24 protein-coding genes are annotated in these 20,876 nt (G+C 65.9%); 9 read left to right on the plus strand and 15 right to left on the minus strand.

Features of this window, described 5'->3' with window-relative positions:
* Positions 1–33: 33 nt before the first annotated feature.
* Positions 34–669 carry a DUF1214 domain-containing protein gene (locus M2319_RS11160; protein ID WP_264601533.1) on the plus strand — a complete coding sequence of 212 codons (636 nt, stop codon included), beginning with the start codon at positions 34–36 and terminating at the stop codon, positions 667–669.
* Positions 666–1,217, plus strand: a complete 552-nt coding sequence (locus M2319_RS11165) for a DUF1254 domain-containing protein (RefSeq protein ID WP_264601534.1) — start codon at positions 666–668, stop codon at positions 1,215–1,217. Before M2319_RS11160 ends, M2319_RS11165 begins: the two co-directional genes overlap by 4 nt.
* A gap of 6 nt (positions 1,218–1,223) precedes the next feature.
* Here the strand turns inward: M2319_RS11165 and M2319_RS11170 are convergent, their stop codons facing one another.
* The gene (locus M2319_RS11170) at positions 1,224–2,096 is read right to left on the minus strand and encodes a hypothetical protein (RefSeq protein ID WP_264601535.1); all 873 of its coding nucleotides are present in this window, start codon (positions 2,094–2,096) and stop codon (positions 1,224–1,226) included.
* A complete protein-coding gene (locus M2319_RS11175) occupies positions 2,087–2,281 on the minus strand; it encodes a hypothetical protein (RefSeq protein WP_146610202.1) in 195 nt (64 codons plus the stop codon). Before M2319_RS11175 ends, M2319_RS11170 begins: the two co-directional genes overlap by 10 nt.
* Before the next feature lie 241 nt (positions 2,282–2,522).
* Here M2319_RS11175 and M2319_RS11180 point away from each other — a divergent pair, with 241 nt between their 5' ends.
* Positions 2,523–3,719: a DUF2336 domain-containing protein gene (locus M2319_RS11180; protein ID WP_264601536.1), complete on the plus strand. Its 1,197-nt coding sequence runs from the start codon at positions 2,523–2,525 to the stop codon at positions 3,717–3,719.
* A 60-nt stretch (positions 3,720–3,779) separates the two neighbouring features.
* On the opposite strand, the gene M2319_RS11185 is transcribed toward M2319_RS11180, so the two are convergent.
* The 3 genes from M2319_RS11185 to M2319_RS11195 are packed head-to-tail and all read right to left on the minus strand — an operon-like array spanning position 3,780 to position 6,785.
* Entirely contained in the window at positions 3,780–4,115 is a 336-nt protein-coding gene (locus tag M2319_RS11185; protein ID WP_264601537.1) for a DUF1491 family protein, read from the minus strand.
* 20 nt (positions 4,116–4,135) lie between these two features.
* Entirely contained in the window at positions 4,136–4,954 is an 819-nt protein-coding gene (locus M2319_RS11190) for a peptidoglycan-binding domain-containing protein (protein ID WP_264601538.1), read from the minus strand.
* A gap of 13 nt (positions 4,955–4,967) precedes the next feature.
* Positions 4,968–6,785 (minus strand): sensor histidine kinase, encoded by a 1,818-nt coding sequence (locus M2319_RS11195; protein WP_264601539.1) that lies wholly within the window; start codon positions 6,783–6,785, stop codon positions 4,968–4,970.
* A 476-nt stretch (positions 6,786–7,261) separates the two neighbouring features.
* On the opposite strand from M2319_RS11195, the gene M2319_RS11200 reads away from it, so the two are divergent.
* Both M2319_RS11200 and M2319_RS11205 read left to right on the plus strand, forming a co-directional pair.
* Positions 7,262–7,636, plus strand: coding sequence for a DUF5330 domain-containing protein (locus M2319_RS11200; RefSeq protein WP_264601540.1), 375 nt, complete (start codon positions 7,262–7,264; stop codon positions 7,634–7,636).
* 313 nt (positions 7,637–7,949) lie between these two features.
* The gene (locus M2319_RS11205) at positions 7,950–8,366 is read left to right on the plus strand and encodes a SufE family protein (RefSeq protein WP_264601541.1); all 417 of its coding nucleotides are present in this window, start codon (positions 7,950–7,952) and stop codon (positions 8,364–8,366) included.
* Between the two features lie 15 nt (positions 8,367–8,381).
* Here M2319_RS11205 and M2319_RS11210 read toward each other — a convergent pair whose 3' ends face one another.
* From M2319_RS11210 to M2319_RS11255, 10 genes are all read right to left on the minus strand, one after another.
* Positions 8,382–9,179 (minus strand): DUF6456 domain-containing protein, encoded by a 798-nt coding sequence (locus M2319_RS11210; protein ID WP_264601542.1) that lies wholly within the window; start codon positions 9,177–9,179, stop codon positions 8,382–8,384.
* A gap of 5 nt (positions 9,180–9,184) precedes the next feature.
* On the minus strand, positions 9,185–9,472 hold the full coding sequence (locus tag M2319_RS11215; RefSeq protein WP_111435299.1) for a helix-turn-helix domain-containing protein: 288 nt from the start codon (positions 9,470–9,472) through the stop codon (positions 9,185–9,187).
* Positions 9,473–9,987: 515 nt separating this feature from the next.
* Entirely contained in the window at positions 9,988–10,404 is a 417-nt protein-coding gene (locus tag M2319_RS11220) for a MucR family transcriptional regulator (protein WP_111435332.1), read from the minus strand.
* Between the two features lie 331 nt (positions 10,405–10,735).
* On the minus strand, positions 10,736–11,086 hold the full coding sequence (gene mnhG, locus M2319_RS11225; RefSeq protein ID WP_264601543.1) for a monovalent cation/H(+) antiporter subunit G: 351 nt from the start codon (positions 11,084–11,086) through the stop codon (positions 10,736–10,738).
* The gene (locus M2319_RS11230; protein WP_111435333.1) at positions 11,083–11,412 is read right to left on the minus strand and encodes a cation:proton antiporter; all 330 of its coding nucleotides are present in this window, start codon (positions 11,410–11,412) and stop codon (positions 11,083–11,085) included. The genes mnhG and M2319_RS11230 overlap by 4 nt, the downstream gene beginning before the upstream one ends.
* Complete coding sequence (locus M2319_RS11235) at positions 11,412–11,888, minus strand: Na+/H+ antiporter subunit E (protein ID WP_111435301.1); 477 nt, start codon at positions 11,886–11,888, stop codon at positions 11,412–11,414. Before M2319_RS11235 ends, M2319_RS11230 begins: the two co-directional genes overlap by 1 nt.
* Positions 11,885–13,465, minus strand: coding sequence for a Na+/H+ antiporter subunit D (locus tag M2319_RS11240; protein ID WP_264601544.1), 1,581 nt, complete (start codon positions 13,463–13,465; stop codon positions 11,885–11,887). The genes M2319_RS11235 and M2319_RS11240 overlap by 4 nt, the downstream gene beginning before the upstream one ends.
* 1 nt (position 13,466) lies before the next feature.
* Positions 13,467–13,844 carry a Na+/H+ antiporter subunit C gene (locus M2319_RS11245; RefSeq protein WP_111435303.1) on the minus strand — a complete coding sequence of 126 codons (378 nt, stop codon included), beginning with the start codon at positions 13,842–13,844 and terminating at the stop codon, positions 13,467–13,469.
* Positions 13,844–14,263 (minus strand): Na+/H+ antiporter subunit B, encoded by a 420-nt coding sequence (locus M2319_RS11250; RefSeq protein WP_264601545.1) that lies wholly within the window; start codon positions 14,261–14,263, stop codon positions 13,844–13,846. The genes M2319_RS11245 and M2319_RS11250 overlap by 1 nt, the downstream gene beginning before the upstream one ends.
* A complete protein-coding gene (locus M2319_RS11255; protein ID WP_264601546.1) occupies positions 14,260–16,671 on the minus strand; it encodes a putative monovalent cation/H+ antiporter subunit A in 2,412 nt (803 codons plus the stop codon). The genes M2319_RS11250 and M2319_RS11255 overlap by 4 nt, the downstream gene beginning before the upstream one ends.
* Before the next feature lie 233 nt (positions 16,672–16,904).
* On the opposite strand from M2319_RS11255, the gene msrB reads away from it, so the two are divergent.
* The 4 genes from msrB to M2319_RS11275 all read left to right on the plus strand — a co-directional run bounded on the left by msrB (position 16,905) and on the right by M2319_RS11275 (position 20,815).
* Positions 16,905–17,327: a peptide-methionine (R)-S-oxide reductase MsrB gene (gene msrB, locus M2319_RS11260; RefSeq protein WP_264601547.1), complete on the plus strand. Its 423-nt coding sequence runs from the start codon at positions 16,905–16,907 to the stop codon at positions 17,325–17,327.
* Positions 17,328–17,391: 64 nt separating this feature from the next.
* Positions 17,392–19,467, plus strand: a complete 2,076-nt coding sequence (locus M2319_RS11265; RefSeq protein ID WP_264601548.1) for a S9 family peptidase — start codon at positions 17,392–17,394, stop codon at positions 19,465–19,467.
* A gap of 123 nt (positions 19,468–19,590) precedes the next feature.
* Positions 19,591–19,962 carry a DUF2946 family protein gene (locus M2319_RS11270; RefSeq protein WP_264601549.1) on the plus strand — a complete coding sequence of 124 codons (372 nt, stop codon included), beginning with the start codon at positions 19,591–19,593 and terminating at the stop codon, positions 19,960–19,962.
* A gap of 82 nt (positions 19,963–20,044) precedes the next feature.
* Positions 20,045–20,815, plus strand: a complete 771-nt coding sequence (locus tag M2319_RS11275; RefSeq protein ID WP_264601550.1) for a metal ABC transporter solute-binding protein, Zn/Mn family — start codon at positions 20,045–20,047, stop codon at positions 20,813–20,815.
* Positions 20,816–20,876: the final 61 nt, after the last annotated feature.

The following is a 20,876-nucleotide window of genomic DNA, read 5'->3' on the forward strand; positions in this document are numbered from 1 at the left end:
TTCATCGGTCCATTTCGCGGAGCGTTCGCAGCCGTGAAGCTGAAGATGCCGTCCCTGCCCTCCTTCCGGATCCGCTCCTTCAGGATCCGACCCGTGCGGTTCGTGCTCGAACTGTTCGGCGCGATCGTCCTCGGCGTCGGCCTCGGCCTCGGCTCGGCCTATCTGGCCGTGGAGAACGGCCATCTGGTGGATTCCGTTGCCATCGGCGGCTGGATCGCCTCGCCCAATGCCGGAACGCCTGAGGCCGACCCCTACTCCGCCGCCGCATTCGCGCGCACCGGCGAGGTCGCGCTCGGCAGCGGCGAGGGCCTGGCGCTGATCGCCGACCGGGACAGCGCCGGTAACCTCCTGACCGGCAAATGCGACTATGTGATCGCCGGCAACACGCCGCCGGCGCGGCTGTGGACGCTCTCCATCCTGGAGGACGGCTGGCGCTCGGCCGCCAACCCGCGCGGCCGCATCGGCTTTCACAGCAAGGACGTCCTGCGCGAGGCCGACGGCTCGTTCCGGATCACCGTCTCGACCTCGGCCAAGAGCGGCAACTGGTTTCCGATCCGCGACACCGAACGGCTGCGCATGGTGATGAGGCTCTACGACACGCCGGTGACCAGCGGCTCGACGATGATCGAGCTGGAAATGCCGAAGATCGAACGGGGGGCCTGCCTGTGATCCGCACCCTGCTGTTCGCCGTCGGCGGCATCATGCTGGCCGGCATCATCCACATCGTCAGCGTCCTGCAGGTGCCGGCCTTCGCGCCGCAGGACACCTGGAGCCGGATCGCCGACATCGCGCCGCTCGACCGGTTCCTGAGGATCAGGGCCGACGCCGAGGACGACGCGGTGCACATCCCGATGCTCGATCCGATGATGGAGCACGCGGTGTGCCGCTATTCGCTGGAAACGGGCGCCGTGCGCATGCGCGCCGCACTGCCCGACACCTACTGGTCGGTGGCGCTCTACAACAGGCGCGGGGAAAACATCTTCTCGATCAACGACCGGTCCGTCGCCACCAAGGATCTCGACATGCTGGTGCTGACGCCGGACCAGCTCGCGATCATTCGCGAGAACCCGCCGGAAGAACTGCAGGACATCCTGATCATCGAGACCGATGACATGCAGGGCTTCGCGCTCTTGCACGTCTTCAACGGCGACACCACGCTGACGCCGGAGATCCGCGCCGGCCTCGATGCCGCGCGCTGCGAGATCCGGCCGTTCTGATCCGCCCTATTTCTGCTGCGGCTTTGTCATCGTGCCCCAGCCGCCGGTGGCAAAGCGCGAGGGGCGCTCTTCGGCGGCGACGCGCTGGGCCGAGGCCGTGCCGGCGGTGGCGCAGGCCTTGACGGCGCTGGCAAGGCGGCGCCAGGCGGTGTTGGCCTCGAACAGGCGCTTCGACGGGGTCTCGATCTCCAGCCGGTCGATGGCGTTGCGATAGGCAATCAGCCGGAAGCGCAGGGATCGGCAGGCCCACTCCTGGAGCTGCCGGTTTTCGGCCACCCGCGCGCGGGCGTCGTGGCGCTCCTTCGGCGTCGCTGACATTGAGGCGCGGGCGACGCGGATGCGCTCGGCGTCGGCGGCCTGGACCTTCAGCAACAGTGCGTAGAACGGATCGAGCAGGTCCTGGTCGGACCGGATGTCGAGGATCACGCGCTCGTAGCGGGCCTCGCTCGACTGGTAGCGGTCGGAGCGCAGGAGCTTGTAATAGGTTTCCGGATCGAGCGTGCGGTCGACCTCGCCGACGATCCGGGTGCGCTGCAGTTCGGCCTTGTTGGCGGCGAGCCAGTCGCGGGCGTGCATCGGGCGGACGATGGACCAGGTGCGGTCGCGGAATTCGCGCTCGTCGTCGGTGTAGTTGAAGTCGGAGACCGGTTCCTCGCGGCCGCGCGCCATCACCTTGCCGACGGCGGGCATCATCTGGTCGTGTACGACCGTGCGTTCGGCACGGCCGAAATCACCTTTCGGCCGGGCGCAGCCGGCAAGTGCGATCGCTACGATCGCGGCGGCGAGAACGGCACACGTCCTGCCGCGCGGGGCCAACACCTGCGGCACCGGGAACTCCTTGTCGTACTTTCGGAACTGGCGGCCGCGGCTCAGCGCCACGTCGCGGGATCGGCGTCCGTCTTCGGCTTTGCCGCGCATTTGCGGCAGGGGGCCGATGTTTTCTTCTCCCAGCGTTCGATACGCACGCCCGGAAAGATCAAGACGCTCCCGCTCTCGCCCGGAACCGTCCTCGGCGGCCGGTGCCGGTACTGCGGCGATGCCACAAACTGCAGGATCGTGCCCATTCCGACCTCCTTGGCGGTTGTTTCGCCCGGGAACCGGTTGGGGGACCCGAACGAAATGTCCACGATCGGTCCGTATGCAGCGTTTCTCGCCCGAGCCGGCCTTTTCCGGGGCCCGGCGGACGGGACGCGAAGCGCTTGGGGCATTAATCACCCGGCAAGGTTAACAGGTTGCTAACGCTTTTGACCGACCATCGGCGCCACCGCGATTTGATACATTTTCAAGCCAAATGAGCCCAGTGCCATGACCCCTCCCCCCGACGGTTTCGACCTGCTCGTCAGCGCGAAGGATTCGGAACGCGCCGCCGCGCTGCTGCGCATCGCCGTCGACCTGTTCGCCGCACTCGACACCCACAGCGAGGGCGAGGTCCGGCAACTGGGCGAACTCTGCATCCATCTCATCGCCGAGTGCCCGGCCGAGACGCGGCGCTATGTGGCCGAGCGGCTGACGCCGTGCCGGGATGCGCCGCGCGACCTGATGCGGGCGCTGGCGCTCGACGAGCCGGACATCGCCCGGCCGGTCATCCTCGGCTCCCATGCGCTCGGCGAGGCAGAGCTTGCCGAAATCGCCGAAAAGGGCGGCGCCTGGGCCGATACTCTCGCGGGTCGCGAAGACCTGCCGGAGACGATCCGGGACCTCCTCGGGCCGATTGCCCCGAAGGCGGCGGCCGGCGAAAACACGGCGGACATTGCGCCGGAGGCGGCGGAAGATCCGGAAGAGAAGAACGACGACACCGTCGATACCGGGACCAAGGCATCGGACGACGAGGACACGCCTTTGGCCACGGCAGAGGACCTGGCGGAAGAGCAGCCGCCGCTGCGCTTCACCTCGTTCGAGGATCTCGCGGACCATTTCTTCGACCTCACCCAGGCCGAGCGCAAGGCGGCGATCACGGCCGCCACCAATGCCGCCATCGGCCGGCAGGTAAAGCGCAAGTCCGGCGGCCAACAGGCCCAGAACGGCAACAAGGCCGACGCCGACAAGGCGGCGGCGGAGGCCGGCGAACGGCTGATGGCGGCGGCCTATGCCAAGGACCGGCGGGAGCTTGTCGGCGAACTCACCGAGCGGCTGCAGATCCGCGGCGACCTCGCCGCCCGCATCCTCGACGATACCGACGGCGAGGCGCTCGCCGTCGCGCTGGTCGCCATCGGCGTTCCGGAAAAGCCGGCCTTCAACATTTATCTCCACGCCGTGGCGGCGGCGGCAACGTCGGTCGAGCGGTTCACCGAGCTGACGCTCTACCACCGCTCGCTGACGCCGGAGAACGCCAATCTCCTGATCGCGCGCTGGCGCGGTGACGGTCCGGCCAAGCGGGTCGCGACCGCGGCGCCGCCGAGCGCACAGCGCCGGCCCGGCCAGCCGCGCATCCTGCTGAGGCTCGCCGACAAGATGCCGAAGCCCGGCACCCCACCCCGGAAGGCCGGCAACGGCGACGACTGATTTCTCAACTCGCGAATTTCGAAAAGTTCGTGGGATCCGGGACCGGCGAGCCCCCCTGCTCTACCCGTCGTCCAGGAATGCCCGACCCTGGCGGTCTTCCACTTCCACCACCCAGATATCCGGATCGAAGTCCTGCTCGCGGTCGAGCAGGCCGTCGACCTCGGGCTCCGCCACGCCGGTCTTCAGCGCCTCGAAGCGCCGGTCGCGCGGACGCTCCTCGTCGAACATCGCCTGCGGCGCCGGCCCGTAAAGGTCGAAGGAGCCGTCGAGCCGGTTGATCTTCAGGTAGATGGCGCCGGCCGCCTCGGCGCCGCGACGGCAGATGGCGGCCATGGCGCCGCCGGCAAAGCAGCGGCGCACATAGGCGCCGACCCACAGGGACGATGTCACTCTCATGGGTGCAGCATACGCCGCGACTATCCGGCGGGGATAGCGCCGATGGCGATCAGTTCCAGGAACAGCTTGTCGCCGATGGTGCCGGTGATCGGCAGGCCGCGGTCGAGCTCGAAGCGGCGGATCGCGCCGGCCGTCGCCGAGCCCATCAGGCCGTCGACGTCGAGCGGCCCGTAGCCGAGATTGTTGAGGGCCTTCTGCGCCTTGGCGATGCGGTCATCGCCGACCGGCGCCGGCGGCGTCGGGGTCGCCGTCGGCGTGCGTCCGGCCTCCGGCGCCGGCGCGGCGCGGGGCACGGGCGGCGCCTTGATTGTGGTGACCTGCACCTTCCGCGTCGTCATGCCGGAAAGCTGCAGGGCGGCGAGGATACGCGGGCTCGGCTCGCCCGTAGGGCTGAGGCCGCGCTTTTCCTCAAAGGCGCGGATCGCGCCATGGGTCATGGTGCCGGCAAGGCCGTCGATCGGACCATCATAGAGGTCGCGCTCGGCGAGCGCCTTCTGGATATCGGCAACGAGCTCGGAAGGCTCGGGCGCAGCAGTGCCGGAGGAAGCACTCTCTCCGACAGCCGTCGGGCGCGGCGCCGGGCGCGCGGCATCGGTCGGCACCAGCCGGATCGAGCCGGTCCCTGCCGCGTCCGGCTCGGCGCCGGAGCGGGTGTAGAACAACGGAGCCGGATGGCGGCCCTCCTGCAGGAGCAGGGCATTGGAGACGATCGTCCCGGCCGTCAGGGCGATGATGATGAGGCCGCCCGCCGTCAACGGATCGTTGGCGGCGCGGGCAAGCATCCTCAGCGGCCAGCTTCCGGGCAAGCGTCGATCTATCGTGTCTTCTCGTCGCGCCATGTCTCTCCCCCGTTCAGGCGCTGAGCTTTTCCACCGGCTGCGGCGCAATCGCCGCGCGCGGAGCCGGGGCGTTGCGGGCCGGCAGCGGTTCGGCCGCGGCCTCGCAGTTGATCGGCAGGCGGACCTCGACCCTGGTTCCCTCGCCGAGAACGCTTCGGATGTCGATGCTGCCGCCATGCAGCGAAATCAGGCCCTTGACCACCGACAGGCCGAGGCCCGTTCCCTCGTGGCGCCGGTCGTAGCCGGAATCGGCCTGGAAGAAGGGATTGCCCAGCTTGACGATATCCGCCTCGGCAATGCCGATGCCGTCGTCATGGACGAAGAGCACGATGCGTGTCCCTTCGCGCCGCGCGCCGATCCGCACCTCGTCGCCCGGATCGCTGAACTTGACCGCATTGGACAACAGGTTCAGCAGGATCTGCTTGCAGGCGCGGCGGTCGGCGACCAGCTCCGGCAGGTTTTCCGCCGTCTCGCTGCTGAGGCTGACCTGCTTTTCGTTGGCGGCCGGGCCGATGAGCTGACGGCAGTTCTCGATCAGGCAGCCGACCTCGAAGGGCTCGGCGACGATTTCGAAATTGCCGGATTCGATCTTCGACATGTCGAGGATGTCGTTGACGACCTGCAAGAGGTGATGCCCGGAATCGTGGATGAGCTGGGCGTACTGGACGTGCTGCTCGGCATCGAAGTTCTCGCGCACATCCGGCTGCGAGAGGATCTCCGAAAAGCCGATGATCGCGTTCAGCGGCGTGCGCAACTCGTGGCTGATATTGGCGAGGAAGCGGGTCTTGGCGTGGCTTGCCGCTTCGGCGGCCTCGCGCGCCTGCTTCAGCTCGTCCTCCTGGCGCTTGCGCCGGCTGATGTCGCGGGTCACGGCGAGAATCTCCGCCGCGCCGGTGATCGGATCGGGCTCGGCCAGAGCCTGGCAGCGCATCTCCATCCAGACATAGCCGGGCACGCCGCCGTCGACATCCTTGCGCGAGGCGCGGAACTCGATCGACTGGGCGCCGCGATGGGCGATGACGTCGGAGATCGCCTTCAGGAAGGCCGGCCGGTCGGCGACATGGACATGGTCGAAGAAGCCGCGGCCGAGTGCGCTCCTGGTGTCGACACCGAGCACACGGCGCACCGCCGGGGTAATGAAGACGACGTCGCCGTCCTGGGTGTGCAGGCTGACGATGTCGCTCATGTTCTCTGCGACCAGCCGATAGCGGTTGTCGCGCAGCACCGCCATGTTTTCGGTGTGGCGCTGGTAGAACTGGGCGCGCAGCGCAATGAGGGCGCCGTAGCCGATGCCGCCGACGAGGCCGACGACGTTGAGGGCCCAGTCGGAAATACCCGTGGCGTGCGGCGCCGGCAGCGCGGACGCCGCGTCGAGCCCGATGACGGCGGCAAGGGTCGCCCCGGCAATGGCCGCGGCAACGGCGACCACCCGGCGCGAGCCCGACAGTGCGGCCTCGCCCGGCACCAGAATCAGCCAGAACAGAAAGACGGAGCCGACGCCGCCGGTGACGCCGGACACGATGCCGACGAGCGCCGAGAAGGCGACGGCAAGGAGCAGGTGGGCGCTTTCGAAGCGTCCCGTGCGCGACAGGTAAAGGGCGACCGGCGCCTGGGCGGCGATCCAGGCGAAGGCGGCAACCACATAGACGTCGGTCTTGCCCCAGAGCGCGATATAGAGCGGCAGAAGTGCCAAAGCCGCGACGCCGCCGATCAGGTTGGCGGAGATGAACGTCTTGTGACGCGCGGCATGGATCGGGTCTTCGGCAACGCTCGGATGAACGAGGCCGTCGGCAAACCGGGACAGAGAGGCAAAAACGTCGGTGTGCGACAACTCGGTACTCAACGCACGAAAAGCGCGCCGCTCCTCTTGAATTCGATTCCGATGCTGCCAGCGGGGCCTTAAGGAACGTTGAAATGAACGCCCGCCACACCCGGTGAAACGCCCAAATCAAGCCGGGATCGCACCCGCGAGAGGGGGTTTTGCGCGACGTGGTTAATCGATGCTTTCCGGCTTTCGGGGCCGTTTCCCCGCCGCCTTTACGGGCGGCAAACCATGGTCGTTGCGTGTCCGGGACCGCGCCGATGTGCAAAAACCGCGGATTTCCGCCATTCGGCTTATGGTAAATAGCCGGTAAAGGCCTTTGCGAAAATTTGAATCAAATATTTCTCAAGTTTATCTCGTATTTCGATCAAATGTAGGCGGCGCATTCAATTCAAGTTTTATACGTCATTGCTAGGGTGTGAGCGTATCCGGCAGAACAAAAACAAGCCGGAACGAGTTTTCAAAACAGGGAAAGGGCAGACCCCATGTTTTTGATCCGTACCGCTTTCTGGCTCACCTTGCTTCTGGTGATTCTCCCGATCGACGTGGAGACCAACGACGCCGGGCAGCAGCCCCAGATCAGCACCTTCGAGGCGATCGGCGCCGCCTCCTCGGTGATCAACGACTTCTCGCATTTCTGCGACCGCAACGAGGCAGCCTGCGCCACCGGCGGCGCGGCCATCAAGCATGTCGGTCAGAAGGCGAAGGCCGGCGCGCGCATGGTCTACGAATATCTTGACGGCAATCTCGATGAGACGCCCGACGCGAACGCCGCGCCCGATGGGGCTGCCGGCGACACGCTGACCGCTTCCGACCGCCAGCCGGCCTGGCGGACCGCGAAGGCCGAACCCTCGGCCTGAGCGCGAAGACTCACAGGATTCAAGGGGGAGGAACGGGCAAACCGCTCCCAAGACCAGCCGGCACCTTCGTCGTCGCCCGGCACCCGCCGGGACCGCGCGGCGGCAAGGGCGCCGGCCCCCCGAGAGAAATTTCTCCCTGACGAGCTGCCATCGATCGCCTTTCCGTCCGCGGTCGATCATCCCTGCGCCGCAAGCCGTCCGCGCTTGCGGCGCTTTTTTCCGGGCCGGCTGCATTGGTCCGGCGGGTTCCAACGGCCGCGACGATGCCCTATATCTGCGGGCGCAAAGGACACCTCCAGCCAGCGGCCGCGCTATGCAGATCGACGACATTGTCGAAAATTTCGAACTCCTCGACGACTGGGAAGATCGCTATCGCTATGTGATCGAACTCGGCAAGGAGTTGGAGCCGCTGCCGGACGACGAGCGTACCGAGGCCAACAAGGTGCATGGCTGCACCAGCCAGGTCTGGCTCGCGACCCATCTTGAGAATGGCGACGGCACGGCGCGGCTCACCTTCCGCGGCGACAGCGACGCCCATATCGTGCGCGGGCTGATCGCCATCCTGTTCGCCCAGCTTTCCGGGCAGACGGCGCCGGAGATTCTGGATGCCGATCCGGCGGCGACCTTCCAGCGCATCGGCCTCAGCGACCACCTGACGCCGCAGCGCGCCAATGGCCTCAACGCCATGATCGCCCGCATCCGCAAGGACGCGGCAGCGGCCGCCGCCTGACGGGCAACGCCAGCCTCACTCTTCCGCAATCGCCACGATTTGTTGCTGCTTTGCCTGGTTTTGCCGGGCAGACCGGCCGTGCGCGTAGTAGGCGTCGAGGCGCGAAAGCGCGATCGCCAGGATGACCTTGCCGGCGCGGGCCGGCCAGCCGCGCGCCCGTTCCACCTTCTCCAGCCCTTTCAGAAAACAGCAGACGTCGATGAGGATGCCGGAGAGTTCCGGCCCAACGGCGTCAAGGGCTTTCCCGACACGACCGCGGGCGGAAAGGGCCGATTCCGTCAGGTCCGCGATGCCGCCGCGCTCGCCGCTGCGCCGGTCTGCCGGAAGATCCATGGCGCTCCAGTTGGCGGTCACACGTGGCGCCATCCGGCCGCGCTCGAAGTCGACGCGCAGCCGTTCGCCGGCGGCGACCTGGGCCTCGCTCAGATAGGGCTTGCCGTCGCGGCCGCGCCGGCGGGCGAGCCAGGCGAGCGGGCTCTCGGCATCGTTGACGGTGACGCGGAGCCTGCGGCCGCCCTCCTCCAGGACCGTTGTCGCACGCAGCGCCCGGTGCTGGTCGCCGAAGCCCTCGCCGCCGCTGAGGGCGCGGCGGAGCGCCGCCCTGCCGGCATCCGTCAGCGCAGCCGTACCATCTTCGCCGCGCACGATAAGGCCGTCGCTGACGAGCGGTTGCCAGATGTTCGGGTCGAGCGCCTTCGGTCCCGGGCCCTTGGCCCCGTTTTCTTGCCTGAGGCAGCAGCGGCCGCCGGCGATGCGCTTCAGGAGCCGTGTCCTTTCGGCGCCGTTGCCGCGCGCGGGGCGGGTTCGCGCCATGGCGCCTACGCCGCTTCCCAGAAATTGGCGGCGATCATGTCCTTCCACGATCCGACGGCCTGCTCGATGCCGTCGAGGAGCCGGTCGAGGCGCGGATCCTCGCGCTGGTCCTCGATGACCCGGCAGGCATGGGCGGCGGTGGTGCGGTCGCGGCCGAACTGGCGGCCCACTTCGGTCAGCGACAGGCCGAGGCGGACATGGGCGACATACATGGCGACCTGGCGGGCGAAGGCGACGGGTGCGCGGCGGCGCGTGCGGGCCCGCAGCTCCTCGACCGGCATGCGAAAGGCCATGGCCACCGTGAGCTCCAGAAAACGGCAGGCCTCGGCGGTGCCGAAATCCCGGCGCAGGGGAAAGGGTGGGCACGAAGCCACGGCGGGTGGGCAGGAATGAATCATTGGGGTCCGTCCTTCCGAAAACACGCTCCTACGGCACGCAATTAGGAATAAATGCCTCGGACAGGATGGGGCCGGACAGACCGCTCGGGGATAACTTTCCCGGCTGCCGATCTGTTTATCTCAAGTTGTCTTTCGTGGAAGCGCTCGGGAAAAGACCTGATGCAGGCAATCTACGCTTATCGCAATATGTTGTTTTTAAGAAGGTATTTTGCGCAACGGCCGCACCGGCAGGCAGCAGGAATTACAAGTAAAACGTGTATTTCTTCAATCGTGCACCGCGCCAAGGCGAGGATAACCAGGCTGCGCGCGCACAAAAGTCTTTGCCCGGGACGGGCGGGCACAACGGAAAATGCCGCGGCCCGCCGTCGCGGCCGCGGCATTTCGAAGACCGGATCGGTATCCGGTCGGACTTACTTGGAACGCCGACGCTGCTGGCCGAGACCCATCTTCTTGGCAAGAGCCGAGCGGGCGGCAGCATAGTTCGGGGCCACCATCGGATAATCCGGCGGCAGATTCCACTTCTCGCGGTATTCTTCCGGCGTCATATCGTAGTGCGTCCGCAGATGGCGCTTCAGCGACTTGAACTTCTTGCCGTCTTCCAGGCAGATGATGTAATCGGGCGTCACCGACTTCTTGTAGGGGACGGCCGGCTTCAACGGCTCCGGCTCCGGCTCGGCGGCCTCACCGGTGGTTTTCTGGAGTGCGGAATACACCTCGGAGATCAGACCCGGCAAATCGGCCGAGGCAACGGCGTTATTACTCACATAGGCGGACACGATATCCGCCGTGAGATCGATCAAGTTGGAATCCATCGCTTCTTCGTTCATCATTTCACCCATTCAGGCGCAGAAACGCGCCACTTTACCTCGAAATTCCCCGCTGGTGTGCCGGATAAACTTACCGCCAAGTTCTCGTTTGATGCCCGGCACTGATGTGAAGTTTTCAAATATCCGACATTGGATGAAAGAGAGGTATAAATCATTTTCTCCAAAAAACAAGAGCCGGAAAAGACTAACGTTCAACCTGCCGATTTATTGCGTTTTTTAGATAGAGTTCGGATACCATTAATCATATTGCGCCGGCAGGTAAAAACCTGAAGACCACTACTAGTGGTTTATCGCTGGGAAAATAGCGACTCAAAGACGGCGAATCAGCGACTCAGCCGTCGCGGTCGAACTTCACGGCGTCGGCATAGTCATCGATTCGCGTTTCTTCGGCCGGCTTGTGGCCGACCAGATAGGCGGCGCGGGCCAGAAGATGTGTCGAGACCGGGGTCGTCAGCAGAAAGAAGACGACGCCGGCAAGGGCGCGCGAGATGACGTCGATCTCGGCGGCATAGACGGCAAGGCCGACCATCATCAGGCCGGAGCCGAGGGTGCCGGCCTTACTGGCCGCATGCATGCGCATATAGATGTCGCGCAGGCGCAGCAGGCCGATGGACGCGACAAAGGCAAAGAAAGAGCCGGTGAGAAGAATAAGGCCGACGGCAATGTTCTGGATGTCGCTCATGCCGGGTCCTCCGCGGAACGGGCCGACTCTTCCTGGGCGAGCTCCATGCGGCCGCGATTGAGCACGAATCGCGCGAATGCGACGGTGGCGAGGAACCCGACGAGGCCGAGGGCAATCGCGATGTCGAGATAGAGATAGTAGGACGTCTTCACCCCGATGACGGCGATGAAGCCGATGCCGACGGCGACCAGCATATCGAGGGCGAGAATGCGGTCCGGCAGGGTCGGCCCGATGATGATCCGGACGACGATCAGGACAAAGGACACGGCAAGCACGGCCAGCGACAGCAATACGCACCATTGCAGGAAGGCGGCGGACGACGACATCATCGGAATGCCTCCATGATCTTGCGCTCGAACCCGTTGCGGATGTCGGCGATGGCAGCATCGACGTCGGGGATATCGAGGGCGTGGACGTAGAGCACCTTGCGGTCGTCGGAGACGTCGACGCTGAGGGTGCCGGGCGTCAGCGTGATCAGGTTGGCGAGCAGCGTGATCTCGAAATCCCGGTCGATGGTCAGCGGATAGGCGAAGATGCCGGGGCTCAGCCGCATCTTCGGCGACAGCACCACACGGGCGACCTTCAGCGCAGACAGCACCAGTTCGTAGAGGAACAGCAGCGCCAGGGCGACGACCTTGTAGGAGCGCTTGACGTAGGCGACCGTGCCGGCCTGCTCGCGGATGATGAGGAGCGCGAGCGAGCCGAGGGCAAAGCCGAACAGGATGTTGACCAGTGTGAAGCTGCCGCCGACGGCGGCCCACATGATGGCCAGGAGGATGTTGATCAGATAGAGCGCGATCATTCGGAGCCTCCGAAGACGGAGTCGAGATAGGCGCCCGGATCGACCATACCGAGCGCACTCTGGTTGGCAACGGCAAAGACCGGTTCCGGCCAGACGCCGAGCCAGACGATTAGCGCAACGAGGAAGAACACCGGCAGATAGGCGGCAAGCCGCGTCTCATGGGGCACCCGCGCCGTCGGCAGGTGCTCCGCGCCGTCCGGGGTGCCGAGCGGGCCACCGCGCCAGAAGGCAAACAGCCAGACCCGGCCGACGGCAAGGGTGGTCAGGAACCCGGTCAGGAGGATGGCGGCGGCGAGCAGGCCCTGGCCCGCCTTCAGCGAGGCCTCGACCAGCACGACCTTGGGCCAGAAGCCGGAGAACGGCGGCAGGCCGGAAACGGCAAGGCCGAGCACCAGGAAGAGCCCTGCGAGCAGCGGATTGGCGCCGTAAAGGCCGCCGAGGCCGGCAAGGTCGAAGGCGCCGCCGGTGCGGCGCATGATGCCGGCGACATAGTAGAGCGCGGTCATCACCAGCATGGAATGGACGGCATAGAGCAGCGCGCCGCCGACCGCATCCGCGGTACCGAGCGCAAGGCCGACCAGCATGGAGCCGATGCCGGAGACCACCAGATAGCCGAGCATGCGGCGGATATCGTTCTGGGCAAGCGCGCCGAGGACGCCCGACAGCATGGTGCCGATCGCCAGCCAGACGATGATGTCCGCCATCACCGCACGGTTCTCCGGCATCAGCATGACCAGGATGCGGATCAGCGAATAGACGCCGACCTTGGTCAGGAGCCCGGCAAAGACCGCGCCGACGACGATGCGCGGCGTGTGGTAGGAGGCAGGCAGCCAGAAATTGATCGGGAAGGCGGCCGCCTTCATGGCAAAGGCGAGCAGGAACAGGGCGGCGATGGTGCCGATCGGCGCGGCGTCGGGCAGCTCGCGCACGGTGCGCACGATGTCGGCCATGTTGAGGGTGCCGAGGACGCCGTAGAGATAGCCGACGGCGACGAGGAACAGCGTCGTCGCGATCAGGTTGAGGAAGGCGTATTTGACGGCGCCGTCGAGCTGCGGCCTGGAGGAGCCGAGGATCAAAAGGCCGAAGGACGAGATCAGCGTCACCTCGAACCAGACATAGAGGTTGAAGATGTCGCCGGTGAGGAAGGCGCCGGAGACGCCGGTCATCAGCAGCATCAGGAGCGGATAGAAGCCGTAGCGCCGGGACAGGGTGCGCACGTCGACGAGGGCATAGACCGAGCCCGTCAGCGCGACCACCGCGCCAACCAGCGCCATCAGCGCGCCGAAGGCGTCGACCGTGAAGGCGATGCCGAAGGGCGGCAGCCAGTTGCCCATCACCATGGTGACCGGGCCGTCGGTCATGACGCGCGCCAGCAGGGCGGCGTCGATGGCGACCAGGAGCGCCATCACGAAGGTGCCGATCCAGGGCTGCAGGGTCGTCTGCTTGCGGGTCATCAGGCAGATGGCACCGCCGATGATGGTGGTGACGACCGGCGCGATCACCAGCCAGTCGGCAAAGGCCACCGGCTGGGTGAACATGGCATGGGACAGGTCTACGGCGTGGCTTTCTCCGGCCATGTCAGTATCCCATCGGCGGTTCGGGTTCCCGCTCCGGTTCGGCGACGCGCATTTCGTTCACGTCGTCGGTGCCGAGCGCCTGGTAGGCGCGAAAGCCGAGCACGAGCAGGAAGGCGAAGAAGGAAAAGGAGATCACGATCGCCGTCAGGATGAGGGCCTGGGGCAGCGGATTGGCGGTCGCCATGGTCGGCACCATCTGGCCTTCGGCGATGATCGGCGGTACTTCGCGCAGGAGCCGCCCGGCGGTGAAGATCAGGAGGTTGACCCCGTTCGACAGCAGCGCCACGCCGAGCAGGACGCGGATGATGTGGGTCGACAGCATCAGGTAGAAGCTGGCCGAGAACAGCACCGTGATCAGCACGCAGAGAACGGGTTCCATCAATCGAACTCCCGTTCTTCGAGCGCCAGCGCGATCGAGGTGATGGCGCCGACGACGACGAAATAGACGCCGATGTCGAACAGCATCGGCGTCGACAGGTCGACCTTGACCTGGAACACCTCGATGGCCGTCCACAGGCCGGTGAGGAACGGCACGCCGCTCAGCATCGACGGCAGGCCGGCGATGGCGGCGATGAAGAGGCCGAAGCCAGCAATGCCCATGGGATGGAAATAGATCGCCCGGCGCACCGGCGCGACGCCGGAGGCGATGCCGTAGATGGCGAAGGCGGAGGCCGCGATCAGGCCGCCGATGAAGCCGCCGCCCGGCTCGTTATGGCCGCGCAATAGCACGAAGATCGAGAACAACACCATGATCGCCGCCAGGAACGGCGCGATCGTGCGGAAAATAACGGTCCTCACGACACGTCCCCTCCCCATCTCTCGCCGCTATAGGTGCGGGCGATGCGCACCTCCCGCTTGGTGCCGTCATATTGCTCGACCTTGCGGGTGCGGATGCGGATCAGCGCCAGGATCGCCAGGCCCGTGGTCATGACGACGGCGATCTCGCCGAGCGTATCCAGGCCGCGGAAGTCGACGATGATGACGTTGACGATGTTGCGGCCGTGGGCAATGACCCGGCTGTTGGCGGTAAAGAATTCCGACAGGCGCGCATCGAATGGCCATTGGGTGACCGACAGCAGCAGCAGGCCGAGGCCGACGCCGACGGCGACCGCCACCGTGCCGTCGCGGATCATCGCCGGCATCGGCCGGTGGCCGTGGTGGCCTAGGTCGAGGCGGGTCATGACGAGGGCGAGGATGACGACCGACAGCGTCTCCACCATGAACTGGGTGAAGGACAGGTCCGGCGCGCCGAACAGCATGAAGATCAGCGCCACGGCGAAGCCCTGGATGCCGAGGGAGACGATGGCGTTGAGGCGGGTGCGGGCAATCAGCACCGCGCCGACGCCGAGGACGGCAATGGCGATGATCGCCCATTCGTAGAAATTGGAGCCGGAAAGGGCCGGCCATTCCGGCCATTCCGGCATCTCGCCATAGGCGAATAGCGGCACGAACAGGGCAAGGGCCGTGAACAGGAAGACCACGAACATGTAGGTCTGCATGCGGCCCGGCTGGATCACCCGTGTGATGACGATGGCGCTGCGCACGATGAGGCGGACGACCTGGTCGAAGCCGCGGTCCGGGCCCCAGCCGATCGCCTTCAGGGTCGCGGCGACGATGCCGCGGGCGGTATCGAGCACCAGGAAGATGGCGATGCCGAGGGCGACGGTAATGATGGAGAGCACCAGCGGGGCGCCGAAATGGGCCGGGATCAGGTGCAGGTTGACCTCCGCGGTGCCGCCGGAAATGGCCGCGGCCATGGGCCCGATGAGGTATTCGCCGGTGGTGTGGGCGAACAGCGCAGTGCCAAGGCCGATGAGCGAGAGCGTGACCGGTCCGAGCCAGAGCGAGGCCGGGCCCTCATGGGCGTGTTTGGGCGTTTCCACCTTTTCGCCGGTGAACGGTTTCAAGGCGACGGCGGCGGCGATCACCAGCATCAATGCGTTGCCGGCGACCGCGGTGGCGGTCACGACCCAGTTGTAGGTGGTGGCGCCGAAGGTGCCGTCATAGAGCACTTCCTTGGCGATGAAGCCGATGAAGGGCGGCAGGCCGGACATGGAGAGGCCCGCGAGCGCGGCGGCAAAGAAGGTTATCGGCATAGCCCGGCCGAGGCCGCCGAGCCTTGTGATGTCGCGGGTGCCGGCCTCGTGGTCGATGGTGCCGGCGACCATGAAGAGGCCGCCCTTGAAGAGCGAATGGGCAAAGAGATAGAGCACCGCGCCGGTGATGGCGGCATCGATGCTGGTGCCGGTCAGCATGACCAGGAGACCGAGCGAGGCGACCGTCGTATAGGCCAGCATCAGCTTCAGGTCGGTCTGGCGCACGGCCAGCAGGGTGCCGGAAATCAGCGTGATGCCGCCAAAGATCGGCAGCACCGTCGTCCACAGCTCCGTGCCGCCGAGGGACGGGTGCATGCGCATCAGGAGATAGACGCCCGCCTTCACCATGGTGGCCGAATGCAGGTAGGCGGAGACCGGCGTCGGGGCCTCCATGGCGTTCGGCAACCAGAAATGCATCGGGAATTGGGCCGACTTCGTAAAGGCGCCGCCGAGCACCAGGATGAAGATCGGCAGGTAGAGCGCGCTGTCGCGCAGGATGTCTCCGGAGGCGTTCAGCACCGACATCTCGGTGATGCCGGTGGAGGAGGAAATCAGCAGGAACGCGGCCAGCAGCGACAGGCCGCCGGCGCCGGTCACCAGGAGCGCCTGGAGCGCCGCCCGGCGCGAGGCCTCGCGGTTGTTGTCGAAGCCGATCAGAAGGAACGACGTGATCGAGGTCAGTTCCCAATAGATGAACAGGGTGATGAGGTTATCGGCGAGGACGACGCCGAGCATGGACCCCATGAACAGCAGCATGAAGGACAGGAACCGCCCGAGATAGCGGTGGCCCTTCAGGTATCCGCCCGAATAGATGACGATGAAGACGCCGATGCCGGAGACCAGCATGGCGAACAGCGACGACAGGCCGTCGAGATAGTAGGACAGCTTGATGCCGTAGCTCGGCACCCAGTCATAGGCGATGACCCGGTTGGTGCCGTGGGCCACCTCGCCGATATGGGAGGCAATCAGCGCGAAGATGCCGAGGGGGACGAGCGCCAGCAGCCAGCCGGCCCGGTGGCCGAGAAAACGGGTGAAGAACGGGGCCACCGCCGCCGCCGCAAACGGCGATAGGACTGCCAGAAGAAACAGGTCGTGTTCACTCAGTCCCATGCGCGATCCCGGTAACGGCCCGAAGGAGGAAGAACGAATAGCGGCGAAAACGCTGCCGATTCGCGAGGGGCGAATATCTGTGACATATCTTGCGATTAGGTGAAGGGCAAGGCACACCATCTGCCGATTGGCGGTTGTTAAGCCAATTCTTCAACGTATACGCGCGCGGTTGCTGCAACGCGGGTTCGGCCCTATTTCAGAACCGGTCCAAGCAGCACAACGAGGTTCCCTCCATGAGCACCGCATCCGCACCGCCCAAGGTCACGAAATCCGACGCCGACTGGAAGACGGAACTGACGCCCGAAGAGTACCGCGTCACCCGCAAGCACGGCACGGAACGCGCCTTCAGCCACCCCTATCACGCCGAAAAGCGCGACGGCGTCTATGCCTGCGTGTGCTGTGGCGCGCCGCTGTTCTCCTCGGACACCAAATACGATTCCGGCACCGGCTGGCCGAGCTTTTATGCGCCTGTGGAAGATGGCGCCGTCAGCGAGCATGAGGACCGCGCCCTGTTTATGCGCCGCACGGAGGTGCGCTGCGCCAGTTGCGACGCCCATCTCGGCCATGTCTTTCCGGACGGACCCGAGCCGACCGGCCAGCGCTACTGCATGAACGGCACGGCGCTGAAACTCGACACGGAGGGCGCGGAGGAGTAGATCGGCTGAAGCCTTTGCTACTGACACCGCCCTCCCCGCGCTCCCAACACATCCAGGTCCTCCCATGCAGCCACCCGTTGCCGAAAAGCGTCCCGTCACGACCACCGTCCACGACGTTGCCCTCACCGACGACTATGGCTGGCTGAGGGCCGACAATTGGCAGGAGGTGATGCGCGACCCGTCGGTGCTGGCCGGCGACATCCGCACCTATCTGGAGGCGGAGAACGCCTATACGGCCGAGATGATGGCCGACACGGAGGCGCTGCAGAAGACCCTCTTCGCCGAGATGAAGGGGCGCATCAAGGAGGACGATTCCACCGTGCCGGCACCGGACGGGCCGTTCGCCTATGCGGTGAAATATGTCGAGGGGGCCGAGCACCCGATCTATGTGCGCACGCCCCGGGACGGCGGCGCCGAGACGACCCTCCTTGACGGCAACAGGGAGGCCGAGGGGATCGCCTATTTCCACCTCGGCGGCGTCAGCCACAGCCCGGACCACAAGCTGCTGGCCTGGGCCTTCGACGGCAACGGCTCGGAGTACTACACGCTGAAGGTCCGCGACGCGGAAACGGCAACGGACCTTGCCGACGTCATGGAAGATACCGGCGGCTCGGCCGTCTGGGCCAATGACGGAAAAACCCTTTTCTATATCCGGCTGGACGCCAACCACCGGCCGAGCAAGGTGTTCCGGCATGTGGTCGGCACCGATCCCGCCGGCGACGTCCTCGTCTACGAGGAGAAGGACACCGGGTTCTACATGGGTCTGGAAAAGACCCAGTCGGACAGGTTCATCGTCATCAATGCCAGCGACCACCAGACCTCGGAGATCCGGCTGATTGACGCCGATCATCCCGAAAGCGCGCCGGTGATGGTGGCGGCGCGCGAGGTCGACCACGAATACAATCTCGACCATGGCGGCGACACGCTCTTCATCCTCACCAATTGCGACGGCGCGGAGGATTTTAAGGTCGTCACCGCGCCGGTCTCGTCTCCGGGCCGGGAAAACTGGCAGGATCTGGTGCCCTACGAGGAAGGCCGGCTGATCCTGTCGCTGACGCCCTACAAGGATCACCTCGTCCGCCTGGAACGCGCCAACGGACTGCCGCGGATCGTCGTCCGCAGACTGTCGGACGGCACGGAACATGAGATCGCCTTCGACGAGGAGGCCTATTCGCTGGGGCTTGCCGGCAGCTTCGAATTCGACACGACAAGTCTGCGATTTTCCTATTCGTCGATGACGACGCCGTCGCGGGTCTACGACTACGACATGGAGAGCCGCGAGCGGGTCCTGCGCAAGGAGCAGGAGGTGCCGAGCGGCCACGACCCGGACGCCTATGTGACGCGCCGGCTGATGGCGCCGGCGGGCGACGGCGAGACCGTGCCGGTCACCCTCCTCTACCGCAAGGACACGCCGCTCGACGGCTCCGCGCCATGCCTGCTCTACGGCTACGGCTCCTACGGCATCTCGATCCCGGCCTCCTTCAGCACGACTGCCCTGTCGCTGGTCGACCGCGGCTTCGTCTATGCCATCGCCCATATCCGCGGCGGCAAGGACAAGGGCTATCGCTGGTACAAGCTCGGCCGACGCGAGCACAAGACCAACACCTTCACCGACTACATCGCGGCCGGAAGGTTCCTGGTTTCTGAAAAGATCACCTCCAAGGGCAAGATCGTCGGCCATGGCGGCTCGGCCGGCGGGCTCCTGATGGGCGCCGTCGTCAACATGGCACCCGACCTCTTTGCCGGTATCCTCGCCGAGGTGCCCTTCGTCGACGTCCTCAACACCATCCTCGACGACACGCTACCGCTGACGCCGCCGGAATGGCCGGAATGGGGCGATCCGATCCGCGACATCAAGGCGTTCGAGACAATCCGCTCCTACAGCCCCTACGACAATGTGGAGGCCAAGGCCTATCCGCCGATCCTTGCCGTCGGCGGCCTCACCGACCCGCGGGTGACCTATTGGGAGCCGGCGAAATGGGTGGCGCGGCTGCGCGCGACCAAGACCGACGACAACCTGCTCCTCCTCAAGACCAACATGGAGGCCGGACATGGCGGGGCGAGCGGGCGCTTTGCCCGGCTGGAAGAGGTCGCCCTCAACTATTCTTTCGCGCTGAAAGTTACCGGCAAGGTAGATTAGCACCTGCTTGACCACGGCGGAAAACCGCTTATTCTGCCACTCGAGAAGGCGTCTAAAGAACGCCGGCACCGGGGGGCGGGGCTCTTGTTTCAGCGACACAGCCGCAATCTGAAGCGGAGGCGCATGTCGGCGTGGCTCGCCCTGTGGGCGATGCTGCTTCAGGCGGCGTTTGCGGCAGAGCACGCTTCCGCCATGGCCGTTGCCGCCGCAATCGGCGGTCCGGACGGCACGTCCCTCGGCTTTTTGCAGATCTGCACTGCGGACGGCATCGTCACCATCGGCGCCGATGGCAAGCCGATACCACGCAGCAATGACGGCACGTCCTGCCTTTTGTGCGGCATCGCCGCGGTCGGCGGCGCCGTCGCGGCCGTCGCTCCGGTTCTGGGCACCCCGGCAGCGGTCGTCGTCGCTGCCGTCGTTCCAGAAGTGTCCGATTTCCGGCTGGCAACGCCCTGGCGGCGCGTCGGCACCACCCGCGGCCCTCCCCTCGCCTGACACGGCTTTTTCCCGACAGAGACCCACAGCCCTTGCGCCAACGCGCCCAAGGGGAACGCGTGTCATATGAGGATTTTTCACCATGCACCGCCTGTTTTCGGCCGGCCGTCCCGTGGCCATCGCCCTTCTCACCCTTTTTTCCGGTTTCGGTATTGCCGCGGTCGGCGAAAAGGTCGTCGTCTCCACCCCGCCGCTCCACTCCCTCGTCGCCACACTACTTGAAGGCGTCGACAGCCCGGGCCTCCTGTTTTCGTCCGGCGAGGACATTGCCGCTCCCGTTCCGTCCGCTGGTGCCATGGCCGCCATCGACGGCGCCGACATGGTCGTCTGGGCCGGCAGGGAATACGAGACCGTGCTTTCCGGCCTCAGGACCCTCGATCCGTCCGTCAGCTTCAAGAGCCTGACGCTCGGAGCGACGACGCCCTTGATGAGCATATCGCTGCCGGACAATGCCGACCGGCCGAGCGGACGCCACGACATGCGCTTCTGGCTCGACCCGCGCCTTGCCGGGACCGCCGTCGGCCGCATCGCGTCCAATCTGGTGCGCGTCTATCCGGACGACGCGAACCGCATCCTCGACAACGAGATCCTGCTCAAGGAGCGGCTGAAGGAACTGGAGGCTTCCATGCGCGAGGCGCTGGGCTCGCCGGACGGCGTGCCGCTGCACATGCCAGCCTCCGACGTCCTTTACCTCACCTGGCGGTTCAATCTCGCCGCGCCGAACTGCCCGGCCGCAGCGGCAAAGGTCGAAGCGTTCGGCGAGGTCGCGGGTCCGGACCTTTATTTCCGGATGATGGCGGCGGTGCTTGCCGACCTGAAGGCCTGCCAGCCGTCCCGCGAGCCTGCAAGCTGACCTTCAGACCGGCCGGCATCTCGCCTTCGTCTCGTAACTTTCCGGGAGATGCGCTAGCTTT

Source organism: Rhodobium gokarnense (assembly GCF_025961475.1).
In the GTDB taxonomy this organism is placed as follows: domain Bacteria; phylum Pseudomonadota; class Alphaproteobacteria; order Rhizobiales; family Rhodobiaceae; genus Rhodobium; species Rhodobium gokarnense.

Bases quoted from the DNA above. Each gene is read 5' to 3' on its own strand.
- M2319_RS11175 (WP_146610202.1), bottom strand. From the start codon at position 2,281: ATGGGCACGATCCTGCAGTTTGTGGCATCGCCGCAGTACCGGCACCGG.
- M2319_RS11180 (WP_264601536.1), top strand. From the start codon at position 2,523: ATGACCCCTCCCCCCGACGGTTTCGACCTGCTCGTCAGCGCGAAGGAT.
- M2319_RS11185 (WP_264601537.1), bottom strand. From the start codon at position 4,115: ATGAGAGTGACATCGTCCCTGTGGGTCGGCGCCTATGTGCGCCGCTGC.
- M2319_RS11190 (WP_264601538.1), bottom strand. From the start codon at position 4,954: ATGGCGCGACGAGAAGACACGATAGATCGACGCTTGCCCGGAAGCTGG.
- M2319_RS11200 (WP_264601540.1), top strand. From the start codon at position 7,262: ATGTTTTTGATCCGTACCGCTTTCTGGCTCACCTTGCTTCTGGTGATT.
- M2319_RS11205 (WP_264601541.1), top strand. From the start codon at position 7,950: ATGCAGATCGACGACATTGTCGAAAATTTCGAACTCCTCGACGACTGG.
- M2319_RS11210 (WP_264601542.1), bottom strand. From the start codon at position 9,179: ATGGCGCGAACCCGCCCCGCGCGCGGCAACGGCGCCGAAAGGACACGG.
- M2319_RS11215 (WP_111435299.1), bottom strand. From the start codon at position 9,472: ATGGCCTTTCGCATGCCGGTCGAGGAGCTGCGGGCCCGCACGCGCCGC.
- M2319_RS11220 (WP_111435332.1), bottom strand. From the start codon at position 10,404: ATGAACGAAGAAGCGATGGATTCCAACTTGATCGATCTCACGGCGGAT.
- mnhG (WP_264601543.1), bottom strand. From the start codon at position 11,086: ATGAGCGACATCCAGAACATTGCCGTCGGCCTTATTCTTCTCACCGGC.
- M2319_RS11230 (WP_111435333.1), bottom strand. From the start codon at position 11,412: ATGTCGTCGTCCGCCGCCTTCCTGCAATGGTGCGTATTGCTGTCGCTG.
- M2319_RS11235 (WP_111435301.1), bottom strand. From the start codon at position 11,888: ATGATCGCGCTCTATCTGATCAACATCCTCCTGGCCATCATGTGGGCC.
- M2319_RS11240 (WP_264601544.1), bottom strand. From the start codon at position 13,465: ATGGCCGGAGAAAGCCACGCCGTAGACCTGTCCCATGCCATGTTCACC.
- M2319_RS11245 (WP_111435303.1), bottom strand. From the start codon at position 13,844: ATGGAACCCGTTCTCTGCGTGCTGATCACGGTGCTGTTCTCGGCCAGC.
- M2319_RS11255 (WP_264601546.1), bottom strand. From the start codon at position 16,671: ATGGGACTGAGTGAACACGACCTGTTTCTTCTGGCAGTCCTATCGCCG.
- msrB (WP_264601547.1), top strand. From the start codon at position 16,905: ATGAGCACCGCATCCGCACCGCCCAAGGTCACGAAATCCGACGCCGAC.
- M2319_RS11265 (WP_264601548.1), top strand. From the start codon at position 17,392: ATGCAGCCACCCGTTGCCGAAAAGCGTCCCGTCACGACCACCGTCCAC.
- M2319_RS11270 (WP_264601549.1), top strand. From the start codon at position 19,591: ATGTCGGCGTGGCTCGCCCTGTGGGCGATGCTGCTTCAGGCGGCGTTT.
- M2319_RS11275 (WP_264601550.1), top strand. From the start codon at position 20,045: ATGCACCGCCTGTTTTCGGCCGGCCGTCCCGTGGCCATCGCCCTTCTC.